Genomic DNA, 11,748 nt, shown 5'->3' with positions numbered 1-11,748 from the left:
GAAGCGTTTACGATGTTAATCAATATATCGTTTCGCTTTAGAACAGAACGAGGTAAATTTTGTTGATATCATTTGCAGATATTTCTTTTTGGTAAAATCCAAATATCCCTCACGAACATTCTCACTTGTAACAAATAAAGTTCCTTCCTCAGCATAATCTATTCCTTGCCATTTTGGGTGAAGCACCTTTGGTAATCAGATCAGCGTACTCTTCAAGTTTACGTCTTTCAGTGATACCGCCAAACATCTCCACAAACCGTGACTTGACAAGTACATCAAGTTTTTGCAAGATACCGCTACATAGCTCAATCAGCCTATCAATTTTGCGTAAATTATCGGCTATTTTGCGCTGTTCCTCTATCGTTAGAAGTGGCAGTTTCTCTTTTTGGTAGTCCTTAAAGTAGATATGGGGAATTGGTAGCGCCTGAAAAATACTTAGCAAGGTTCATATATGTAACCGCCATAGTATAGATATTCCACGCAAACATCATCATTTGGAATAAGATACTGCATCGTGGCCAATAATAGAGGTTTTTTCAGGCAGGAGCATTGTTCTTCCTATTCCTGCACCGTCCTTAACCACAGCAATATAGGGCTTATCCTGATGATAAAAGTCAACATCTTTGATATACCCACTTGCGCCGTAGATACCATAAGAGCCATTATTCTGCTCTATGTCCTTTTGTGCTATACTTGAACTGCCCTTAGTGCAGACCTCTCCGAGTGTCACATACTTCTTCATGCTGCCACCTCCTCAGAGGTCAACAGCAACCGCCCGACAGACCGTGATTTGACAAGCAGATCAAGCTTTTCAAGGATAGCGTTGCAGAGGTCTATTGTGTGGGTTACTTTGTCGAGGTTAGAGACTATTATGTGTTGAACACTTGTATCCTCGGTATATTCAAAAGTAAAACTACCTATATCACTTTTTTTGATATTAGGCATACAAGCTCCTGAGCGAAGTTTCATTATTCTATCTTGTTGGCTTTTCAAGGCATAATATAGATACTTCACTTCACACCTTAAATCATAAAGATAGTAACAATGCGCACCACACCAAAATGGGGCTGGCATATAATTCACATATCCACATGAATTACCACCTTCACTTATTGTAATAGTGCCGCCTGATACATTGAAATCACTCCATTTACCAGAGGGGTTTATACCTCCATTTAGATAATCATATTCACCATTATCAATAAGTTCATCACCATTGATTTGACTGCCTTTAGAAAAGCAACAAATATCTTTTAATTGGATTTTACTCATTCAGCAATCCTCCCAACTCCGACAGCACACCGCCAAGCTCTTTGTAAAGCCCGTCAAGGTCTGCCATGATCTCGCTTGTCGGAGGATATTCCACCGCCACATATTCGGTTTTCTTGTACTTGTTGATAGACAGGTCATAGTCGTTGTCCACGATCTCCAGCTTTGGCACAAAAAAGCTCTGCTCTGTGCGCTCCCTGTCACGCTCACCGTCAGGGTTGTGGAATCGGGCGATAATATCGGGAATATCGTTTTCAGCTATCTCCGAGCGCTTGTCATCAAGGGAGAAACCGTCCGCCCTCATATCATAGAACCACACGTTATCCGTGCCGCCTGCATCGGTCTTGACGAACACCAGCACCGCCGTGGAAACGCCTGCATAGGGCTTGAAAACACCGCTGGGCATGGAAATAACGGCTTTGAGCTGATGATTTTCGATCAGTTCCTTGCGGATAGACTTGTGCGCCTTGCTCGAACCAAACAGCACACCGTCAGGCACGATACAAGCACATCTGCCGCCCTTTTGCAGCAGACGCAGGAACAGTGCAAGGAACAGCAGTTCCGTCTTTTTTCGTGTTTGTGACAGCTTTCAGGTTGTCGTTGATACTCTCCGCATCAAACAGAACCCTTGAACGGCGGATTTGCAAGGCAGACGGTGTATTTGCCGCTGACGCTGTTTCTGCTTTGAAACGCTGTCCTTATAGTCAATATCGGGATTGGTGATAGAATGGAGCATCAGGTTCATAGCCGAGATACGGAGCATCGTCTGGTCAGTATCATAGCCCGTAAAGGTCTTTGTAGCAAAGTCAGCCCATTGCTCATCGGTCATGGTATCCTCATAATGCTTACGGATATATTCGGCTGCGGAAACGAAGAAATCCGGCTGTACCGCAGGCAGGATCGCATATCACATCGTCGGGAGTGGGTGCAACCAGCTCCACCATCATCTCACGGATATGTTTCGGAGTACGGAACTGTCCGTTTTGACCTGCCGTAGAGAGCTTACCGAGCATATACTCATACAGATCACCCTGCATATCGAGGTCAGCTATATCATGCTCATAAAGATCGTCAAGCCCCGTGATGATTTTCTGCAACACCTGCGGATTAGGGATAACGAACACGGCACTATCCATGTATCGAGTGAAAGCTGTCTGTTCCTGTTCACCGTCCTCACGGTCTGGAATTTCTATCAGCTCACCCTTATCGTCAAAATCAGGGAGCTTTGCCATACTTCATTTTTCTTTACCGCAGGAAAGGCATATTTCGAGATAATACTGAAAATATCACGAGCGTCCTTATCCTTGAACTTGCTCCAACGCATAGCCTGTCCGATCTCCGACTGAGGAAAGATCAGATCGGCAGTATCGCCCGTCATATTGGCAAATTCTTCGTTTTCAAGCTCTTTTTCATCGAGGGAGCGTATAAACATCAGATAAGTGAGCTGTTCAATGACCGTCAACGGATTGGTGGATACCGCCAGCCCATATATCAGTCCATATTTTATCTATCTTATTCTTAATGACACCGGTAATCATTGTAAACCTCCAACTAACCTCACATAACGCAAGGTATTATCCATTATATTATAGCACAATCTGCACAAATAGTCAATGATTCGACGGGCGTTTTTTTCTAAATATTTCACCGAGGACTTATAAGTCCAGTATGGGCAAAAAAATAAGGCTACTGCATCTTTTACAGTAGCCATCGCTTATTTATTCAGAACATCGCTCATATTTCAAGCAGAGCATCTGCTTTTTCATCAGACAGCCTGCGGAAATTCTCAATCAAGTGCCGTTCTTTCTCCGTAAGATAGGTGCATTCCGTATCATCATTGAACATCTCCGCAAGTGAAGAACCGAGAGCGACTGCCAGACGATTCAGCGTTTCAATGGTGGGCTGGCCGTGTGCCTTCTTCAATGCCCTTGATATGGTGTCCCGACACTCCTGTGAGCTGTGTAAGGCGGTACATAGACATTTTCTTATCTTCCCTAAGTTTGTGTGCAGTTTCTTGCCGACTTCCATAAAACCGCCCCTTTCTTATTGGTTACTATTATTATATACCTTATCGGACAATAAAATAAATATCCGTGTGGGCTTGAATATATGGACATTTAGGTGTATAATATATGGTAAACAAAAGTGAATAGGAGCAGTTGCTATGAATATTTACACAGTTTGCTTTTTTGGGGCATGGATACATAGAGCGTGGAAACGGAGATAGAAAACCGCCTTGACAAGCTCCTTTCATGACTGATAAACGCAGAAGGAGTATGTTGACTTCATGATCGGACGGGACGGCGATTTTGACCTGCTTTGCTTCTGCTGCCATTTAAGCGAGCTATCCGCAATTACGGTTACGGCAATACCCATTTTACACTCGTCCTGCCATACATGAAAGCAGAGTACCGTGACAACGAAAAGGAGTACCTTGACTATTACGATGAAGTCGAGGTGTGTGCTGAATCGTCCATAGCACACCCCAAGTCCGCTATCCAAGTCCGCAACCGCAGTATGATCGACAGAGCAGACCTTGTGGTATGCTGTATACAGCATAAAAGCGGAGGAGCTTATGCCACGATACGCTATGCGGAGAAACAGGGCAAGAAGATAGTGAACCTTGCAAACGAAAACTGAATAAGCATCTGAAAAGAAAAAATCAGGGCTATGCCTTCCGTACACGGTCACGGAGGACATAGCCCTTTCCTTATGCTGTAAATGTATCAGTCCTGAATCTCCTGCATCATAGTCGCACCGTCCTTGAAACCGACCTTGTAGGCAGCTCTCATTTCAGCGGCAGCAGTCTCGCTCACACAGTCCAGAATCTTGTGAAACACATCAATCTGCTCCTCACTCAGCGAATCTTCAAAGGGATACAGAGCCTTATTAAACTCATCGAGAACTCAGCGGAGTGAATATCGCCCTGTCTGTAATTGTACATCGCATCAATCATTTGTATCTGTCCTTTCGGTTTTATTGCTGTAAAAACCAAACCGTCCAACATTACCAAATAATCGTTGCTAAGGTGTTGCTTACGGCACACCGGCTGAGCAACTCGATAACGGAGCTGCACACGATGATGCGTTATCTCCGAATACGACTTTCTGAAGAAACGGTCTGCCATCACTTCGACAACTGGGTTTCCGTATTCGGCGAGCAGAAAACGGAATGGGAAGCTGAAACCTGGCGGGCAATGGCTTCAAGGAACGTACACGCATTGCGAACTACACAGGTCTGCCAGAGCTCATGGTCGATGTTCAAGCAGATCGCTGATATACGCACTGCTGACACACTTAAACTTGATGTTCCGCGGAGTGTGAATATCATGTAGTCAACGTGGAAGCTACCCTTTCCAAGCAGAAACTTGTACAGGGAGCTTTCGGACAGAGCCGATGAGATAAATGCCGGCAACGTTGATCCGAGCCGGGACAAACATGCTGAAGATCACGTCGGACGGACGCAAACTCGGACTCGACCCGCGCCTTATCGACCCCGTCGTTTTTGAAGAGCGACCCTTTCCCACAAAGCTTAACCGCTGTGTGGAAAAACGTGGCACGCAATACATGCCGAAACGGCTGCGGACAGGCTTACACAGATAGTTTTCTGTGATCTCGGCGTACCGCATAAAAACACCCGCCGAAACAGAAATCGCCGGCGAAGATACCGACGATGCAAACGATAATAAGTCAATGGCGGAAATTGATTCACTGGAAGAAGAATGCGACTTCTGCGTGTACGACGACATACGTGACAAGCTGATCGCACGTGGCATTCCGGCAGACGAAATTGCCTACATACACGATGCGAAGAACGAGAAGCAGAAATCCGAGCTTTTCGAGAAAGTACGCAATGGTGACATCCGCATCCTGCTTGGCTCAACCGCCAAGATGGGAACCGGTACGAACGTCCAGAAAAAAGCTGATCGCTGTCCACGATATCGACATACCGTGGCGTCCGGCGGATCTGCAGCAACGCGCCGGACGTATTATCAGACAGGGCAACGAAAACAAGAATGTTCAGATATTTCAGGTACGTTACCAAGGGTACGTTTGATGCGTACAGTTTTCAGACTCTTGAAAACAAGCAGCGGTTTATCAGTCAGATCATGACTTCAAAAACTCCAGCCCGCAAGTGCGAGGACGTTGACCAGCAGGCTCTGACTTATTCAGAAATCAAAGCTCTCTGTACAGGTGACGAAACGTATCAAGGAAAAGCTGATGCTCGACAATGATGTAAAGGAACTGAAAAGTCCTTGCCGCCGAATACCGCAACACGGTGTACGAGATGGAAGACAAGATAAAGGCTTTTCCTGAAAAAGAGGAGAAAATAACCGCTCTGCTTGACGGACTTCACACCGACCGTGAAGCTCTTAGAAAGCTTACGTTCGATCCCGAGACGAAGCGGACCAGTATTCAGAAATTACTATCGGTGACAAGGAATACACGGATAAAAAGGAAGCCTGCAAAGGCTTTCGAGGGTGCTGCACTTTCTGTAAAGTACGCCGACACACCAGTTAAGATCGGTAGCTTTCAGGGCTTCGACCTGTCGGTTACGATACACAGTGAAATGATGGGCGGAAGGCATGTCTGCCACGATAAACGGGTGCCACCGTTCACAGCACGAAGCTTATTGAAAGCTTTGCCCATAACCTCAACCGCCTTGAATCGGCCACTGTACAATATTGACGGCAGGATAGCAAGTGTAAAAGACAACCTTGCACAGCTGAGGATCGACTATTCCGAAGCTCAGAAAGATCGCCTCAGAACCGTTTCCACATGCGGAAGAACTGGAAACGAAGGAAGACAGGCTGAGAACGCTTACGGAGGAACTGAACCAAGAAAGCGATCGAAGCGAAAAAAGAACGCACCGAAACGTGAGAAGAACCTGTTACTTTGAAAGGGCGAAGCTGAAACGTGATGCTATGAGGATAGCGAAGAAGCCGAAGCAGAGTAAAAGCAAGGAGCAGGATAAGACAAAGGCGGGGTTGGAGTGATTAACTTTATCCCTGTAATAAAAGCCAAAATTATTGATGTACAATAACTATTTATGAATACTGATAATAAGCCTCTATCTATTTTAAAGGATGGAGCTTTTATCTTATCAAGCAGTATATTACATTAAGAATAAATCCAAATTGAAGAACAGATTAACTGATAGTTTTTGAAATTTATACTTTCGCTTGATTTTTTTGGTAAAATAATGTTATAATCTAAGCATAGTACATGTGCCATATTCAACAATTTTGGTGATATAAGAGGGGGATTAAGTAATGACAATGCATATGAGTCTTTAGACTAGCCTGGCATGAATAAAGGAATGGAATGGACCATATTTGTGATAATCCATGTTAATAATCCTTACTGTGTTGGTGCTCATCTCATATCCTGGAGATCTAATCGCTACAAAAAGGGATCTAAATTTTGAAAGGCTCTCACAATGGTGAGTCAGCTGAAAAATTTCCTTGTGAAATCGCTTGCGGATTAAGCCATCAATGCTTTCGGTAAAGAAACAAATACAAACAAAAGTAGATCCACCTGACTGGTGGGGAGAAGGAAATGCAGATGCTGTTATAACTGACTCGTTCCACCAGCAACTGCTTGTACATGGTGTTATGAAGCTATGTATAAGAAAAGACGTTTTCTACGGAAGCAGGAAGTACACAAACACTATAACTATGAAAAACGTTTTAAAAACGCCCAGGACTATTTTTTCACAGTTTTGAAGAAGAAAAATCTCTTGTTTTCTATTATGCAGGCTATAGCTAATCCCTTTCTCAGAAGGTGAAGAAGAAAAACTAACGTTATCGTAGGTGTTTCAAGATTAAAGAAAATAGACGGTTTTTCATTTCTATGAAAATACTACAGAAAGAAATAAAGCAGAAATACGGCGGTGGGATTTGCGTGGCAGAAACCTGTTACTTCAAATTATCCCGAAGAAGGATTCTGCATTCCATATTGGAAGTATATCGACAACAACGAGTTAATCTGAAACGACTTGTAATAAAAACCGATAAACAGAACCCCTTTAAGTATGGAAGTCGTGAAGTAAACAAAGTGATGATGCAATTGAAGTCAATTCATCAATTGCCTGGAAACTATCGATGTTTTAATCGAGATTGGTGATGATACTGGAGGATTGGAAAAAAAGAAAAGACTGGCTCAACTCTCTGTTCTTAATGAACTTTTGGAAAGCACGAGGACCTTTTCCGGGAATGGGTTCTGTCTTAGAAAGCGTTTAGGATTACCTGATCTCATCAAACCTTTCCTTTGATATAACAGATGACAATGGAAGAAAAGTTTTTTATAAGCAACTGGAAGAGCTCCTTAATGGTGAGACAGAAATTATTTCAGGAATGAGTACAATAGCAAGGATTTAAAGATTGTACGTCGTCAGTTTCAGATGAATGGAAGATGCTGAAAAAGAGCTCTTGTTACATTTACTGCCACGATTTGATCTTACTACAAAGCAAGTAAGAGGAATCATTTCAGATGATCGTGAAAATGTATCTATCACAGCTACAGTAAGTGAACTTGTCGAAAACCCATATATTATCTTTGAACAGTATGTAGGCGATGATTCTGACGACTCTATTCCTTTTTATAAAATTGATAATGGCATTATTCCTTCACCGGAATATGGTCTGGATGAAATTCTTGATACAGGATCCACAGAACGTTTACGTGCATTATGTGTAGACGAATTACACAGAATTCCAGCACATTCATTTGGCAAGGCAGAAGCTCTACTTAATTCAATAAACGCAAGACTTGACCGACTGCCTGAATGGAAAAGATATGTTTATTCTCTTAAAAATTTTAGTGTAGAAAAAGTTATCTTAAATGGCGGACTGTTCATGAGAACCGATGAAGATAAAAACCTGTATCTTTATATTCGAAGCGTATATGAAGATGAGAGAATCTCGTCAGAAGATGTCTTTCAGAAGCTGGCGGATCAGAGCAGCATTCATTCTGAACTTCAAAATACCTATCTCAATTGAAAAATTCAAGAAAAATCTGAAAAAATGATAGTTCGAAGCTACTCATTGATAATGAGAAAAAACCGCTGAAAGTATATGATCACATCCTGATCCACCATAGCAAAAAGTATGCATGCAGATTTTTCAGAAAAGCCAAATGTGTATTGTCAGGCTGGCCAGCCTGGCACCGGAAAAAAAAACTTACAGTCATTAAAAGGCTATTCTTAGATAATATCGAAGAGTACATCGGGGCAGCAACAAGTTTTCTGTTGATGCGCGTCCAACCAGGTATAATAGCTTCAGAGAGAATTAAAGTTCAGACTGGGGAAACCATTCATCTTACCATTCACTCTTTTTCTTGCCAAGACAACGAGCATGGATTAACAAATATAACATGACGTTTAAGAGAACCGGCGGCAAAATGAGTCACGATTTATAATTATACACCTCATTCTTGATGCATGCTTTCTCCTTTATGATTGACCTGAATTTGTTTGCAACGCTTATAAGAGCTGTAAACTGGAATAGTATACAGAGACTTATTTTAGTTGGCGATCCTAACCAACTTCCGCCTATCGGCAGAGGAAAGGTTTTTGCTGAAACGATTGAATGGCTGAAAAAAAGTGAAGAATATGCTGACAGTGTCGGTGTTCTTACCGAAAACATAAGACAACTTGTAAATACAGTTGAAGGCAATGGTACAGGTATTCTTGAACTTGCGAATGTCTTTATTCAGGAAAAACAGGTAAACGGCGATGACTCAGATGCTGCTGCAAAGCTGAAGTCAGAAAAAGAGGAAATCTTTACAAAGATTTTGGAAAACGCAAATGGGGATGTTGATAAGGATCTGAGTGTTTATTTCTGGAAGGAACAGGATGATCTCGAAAAAGTAATTAAGGACAGATTAATAACCGATATGCAAATTCTGACTGGAAAGAGTGCAGAAACAGAAAAAAAGTTACATGAACTCTGGTCAGAGGCAATCAAAGATGCACCTGAACGATTTCAGATTATCTCACCTTATCGTGGAGAGTTCTACGGTACAATGTCAATCAATACTTTTATGCAGAGTACCTTTAACGGATACTGGAGCAGAAGACTTAATGTAGATGGTATCGGTTTATTTGATAAAGTTATTCAGATCAGAAACAGACCTGCATCTGACAAGGCTTATGTTTATGACTGGAATGCAAGAAAACCTGGAAGACAAGAAGTATTTAACGGAGAAATCGCAACTGTATCTCCGATGGCATATGAAACAAAAAAGATATCATGGATGACAAACATCCAGCATTTCCAGTGTAATTTTTCAGGAAAAACAAGAGCTGGTTACAGCTATGTATACGGAAAGTTTCTTGGTAAGGATGATAAGGGATATTGGATTCCAGATCAAAAGGTAACAGACAACCTCGAACTTGCATATGCAATCAGCGTTCATAAATCACAAGGTTCTGAATTTGATTATGTATACATAATCATTCCTAATAAGGAAAGTCACCTTATGACAATGGAACTACTCTATACAGCACTTACAAGAGCACAGCGTCATGTTACGGTTTTTTCTGCAACAGGATATCAGCACACTTACTACTATGAGCCATGTAGAAAAATCAGCAGTCAGAAAGATTAATTCTTCTGTATTTGAGTTTGATCCTCTTCCTGATGAATTGCTTTACAGCGGTGATTGGTACAAAGAAGAAAGAAAACTTGCTACTTTATCAGAATACTTTGTAAGATCCAAATCGGAAGTTATCATAGCAAACATGCTTGTTTCCGAAAATGTACCATTTGTATATGAAGAGCCGTTATATGCGAATGACGGTACAATGTTTCTGCCTGATTTTACAGTTACATTTCAGGGTGAAAAATATTACTGGGAACATGTCGGCAGGCTTGATTTGCCTGATTACAAGGCGCACTGGGAGCTTAAAGAAAAATGGTATAACAAGCACTTCCCTGGTAAACTGATAACCACTTATGAAAGTAAGGATCTTTCTACAGAAGCCATGAATATTATCAAATCACATTTATGAGAACACAAATGAAACGTGCTAAGTGTTGTATAATCTTACACTAATGAATAACCCCCACATAAATTCAGTGGGGGTTGATTTTTTTATAGTGAACGCATAAAAGATTTTTATTTTGATTGATTATAAGCGAGCCAAGTTTGGTAAAATCAAAGCTTGTATTATTGAAAATCAAAAAACTAACTGCGTTCACTATAATTTATGGATATTTGAATTTTCAGCTCAATTCCGAGAGTGAACGCATAACAAGGTCAATATCCTTATTCTCCAATTCCTGAATAATATGAAGATATGTTTTCTGCGTTGTAGTCATACTTGCATGTCCAAGACGACGTGCAACACTGGCTATAGAAACTCCTGCAAATAGTAGCAAAGAAGCATGAGTATGCCTAAGTCCATGAACCGAAATAACAGGTACACCAGCTTTCTTACAATGCCGTTCTAATATGTCATTCACAGTAGAATTATAAACCTTCTGACCAGCTTTAACAAAAATCGGCTTATCTTCAGGAAGCCCCTTTATAAGCCCTGTAAACTGAATTACTGTCTGCCAGTCAAGTTGAATTTTACGTACAGAAGAACGATTCTTAGTAGGTAAAAATCCCGTTCCCTTTTTATAATCCCAGGTCTTATTGATTGAAAGAGTCTGATGAGGAAAATCAAAATCTTTAGGCGTAAGTGCCAATGCTTCTGAAAAGCGCATTCCTGTCTTAGCCACAAGCATTATAAACCAGTCCCAGTTAATATCTGAGCCAAGATTAAGCGTTATAAGCATTGTATGAAGTTCAAACTGATTAAGATACTTGATTTTCTTATCTCTCGGAGGTTTTCCTTTTATTATAGCCTTACGGGTAGGATCACGAGAAATAAGACCTTCGTCAACAGCATCAAGTATGGCACACTTTATCTGATGATGAAAATCCATCGTCGTTTGACGCTCATGTGTCTGTGCATAATCATTTAAAAGCTGCTGATAATTTATTCTGTTCACATCACACATTTTAGTGTCTGGAATTAGTTTTTTCAGCCATTCCAGTGTCATACGATACTTATTCATAGTAACAGGACGTATCGCACCCTCCTTGTAAACTTTTATCCACTGAGCATAATACTCATGAAAAAGAGATTCCTTTGTGATTGCTTCTAACATTTAAAATTCCTCCTATTTTTAACGGCATTTTGCCGATTTTTACTTACGCTGATGAAGGGTGATAAGGGTGTGGAGCTGTTTGAAAAAGCTGCTTATTTGCTTCTGTTCTCTTAACGAAGGTAAAAATAATGGTGCGCTAAAATACCCATCTGTTGTCATTCCTGTTAATGCTGTCTGAGTTGCTACATTCATAAGATGTTTTCTAACAGTCGGGTGATAGTTCAGTTCCAATGTGGCGAAGTGGGAATCAACAATATCATGATTCAGTTTTACTCGTCTTGTATGCCACGCAAATGCACTGCCTGCGCCATTTTTACCAA

General features: G+C 41.4%; 12 protein-coding genes and 3 pseudogenes. 8 read left to right on the top strand and 7 right to left on the bottom strand.

The features are described 5' to 3' along the window. Positions 1-490: 490 nt before the first annotated feature. The 4 genes and pseudogenes from N773_RS21530 to N773_RS22375 form a co-directional block, all read right to left on the bottom strand. The gene (locus N773_RS21530) at positions 491-742 is read right to left on the bottom strand and encodes a hypothetical protein (RefSeq protein WP_024858955.1); all 252 of its coding nucleotides are present in this window, start codon (positions 740-742) and stop codon (positions 491-493) included. Then, positions 739-1,272 carry a restriction endonuclease subunit S gene (locus N773_RS21525; protein ID WP_024858954.1) on the bottom strand — a complete coding sequence of 178 codons (534 nt, stop codon included), beginning with the start codon at positions 1,270-1,272 and terminating at the stop codon, positions 739-741. The genes N773_RS21530 and N773_RS21525 overlap by 4 nt, the downstream gene beginning before the upstream one ends. Continuing rightward, positions 1,265-2,807: pseudogene (locus tag N773_RS23555) on the bottom strand (type I restriction-modification system subunit M). The gene N773_RS21525 and the pseudogene N773_RS23555 overlap by 8 nt, the downstream one beginning before the upstream one ends. 196 nt (positions 2,808-3,003) lie before the next feature. Further along, positions 3,004-3,297: a hypothetical protein gene (locus tag N773_RS22375; RefSeq protein WP_155250944.1), complete on the bottom strand. Its 294-nt coding sequence runs from the start codon at positions 3,295-3,297 to the stop codon at positions 3,004-3,006. 291 nt (positions 3,298-3,588) lie between these two features. Here N773_RS22375 and N773_RS22005 point away from each other — a divergent pair, with 291 nt between their 5' ends. Continuing rightward, positions 3,589-3,909 (top strand): hypothetical protein, encoded by a 321-nt coding sequence (locus N773_RS22005; RefSeq protein WP_242840449.1) that lies wholly within the window; start codon positions 3,589-3,591, stop codon positions 3,907-3,909. An 86-nt stretch (positions 3,910-3,995) separates the two neighbouring features. On the opposite strand, the pseudogene N773_RS20605 reads toward N773_RS22005, so the two are convergent. Beyond that, positions 3,996-4,225, bottom strand: a pseudogene (locus N773_RS20605) (DUF6809 family protein). Positions 4,226-4,348: 123 nt separating this feature from the next. On the opposite strand from N773_RS20605, the gene N773_RS21520 reads away from it, so the two are divergent. The 7 genes from N773_RS21520 to N773_RS21505 all read left to right on the top strand — a co-directional run bounded on the left by N773_RS21520 (position 4,349) and on the right by N773_RS21505 (position 10,281). After that, the gene (locus N773_RS21520; RefSeq protein WP_024858948.1) at positions 4,349-4,603 is read left to right on the top strand and encodes a hypothetical protein; all 255 of its coding nucleotides are present in this window, start codon (positions 4,349-4,351) and stop codon (positions 4,601-4,603) included. Positions 4,604-4,877: 274 nt separating this feature from the next. Further along, on the top strand, positions 4,878-5,381 hold the full coding sequence (locus N773_RS21515; protein WP_024858947.1) for a hypothetical protein: 504 nt from the start codon (positions 4,878-4,880) through the stop codon (positions 5,379-5,381). 166 nt (positions 5,382-5,547) lie between these two features. Next, positions 5,548-6,168 (top strand): hypothetical protein, encoded by a 621-nt coding sequence (locus N773_RS21510; protein ID WP_196231677.1) that lies wholly within the window; start codon positions 5,548-5,550, stop codon positions 6,166-6,168. A 595-nt stretch (positions 6,169-6,763) separates the two neighbouring features. Next, positions 6,764-6,994 (top strand): hypothetical protein, encoded by a 231-nt coding sequence (locus N773_RS0117390; protein WP_024858945.1) that lies wholly within the window; start codon positions 6,764-6,766, stop codon positions 6,992-6,994. Between the two features lie 681 nt (positions 6,995-7,675). Continuing rightward, a complete protein-coding gene (locus N773_RS0117385; protein WP_024858944.1) occupies positions 7,676-8,269 on the top strand; it encodes a hypothetical protein in 594 nt (197 codons plus the stop codon). 454 nt (positions 8,270-8,723) lie between these two features. After that, a complete protein-coding gene (locus N773_RS20595) occupies positions 8,724-9,878 on the top strand; it encodes an ATP-dependent DNA helicase (protein ID WP_196231676.1) in 1,155 nt (384 codons plus the stop codon). Beyond that, entirely contained in the window at positions 9,841-10,281 is a 441-nt protein-coding gene (locus N773_RS21505; RefSeq protein WP_024858942.1) for a hypothetical protein, read from the top strand. Before N773_RS20595 ends, N773_RS21505 begins: the two co-directional genes overlap by 38 nt. A gap of 214 nt (positions 10,282-10,495) precedes the next feature. On the opposite strand, the gene N773_RS0117370 is transcribed toward N773_RS21505, so the two are convergent. Both N773_RS0117370 and N773_RS22815 read right to left on the bottom strand, forming a co-directional pair. Then, on the bottom strand, positions 10,496-11,428 hold the full coding sequence (locus tag N773_RS0117370) for a site-specific integrase (protein WP_024858707.1): 933 nt from the start codon (positions 11,426-11,428) through the stop codon (positions 10,496-10,498). Between the two features lie 39 nt (positions 11,429-11,467). Next, a pseudogene (locus tag N773_RS22815) lies at positions 11,468-11,748 on the bottom strand (hypothetical protein); the annotation flags it as partial.

Source organism: Ruminococcus albus AD2013, assembly GCF_000526775.1.
GTDB classification, from domain to species: domain Bacteria; phylum Bacillota; class Clostridia; order Oscillospirales; family Ruminococcaceae; genus Hominimerdicola; species Hominimerdicola alba_A.
Note: the sequence above shows the minus strand (reverse complement) of the source record. Positions and strands in the feature narration are given on the sequence as shown.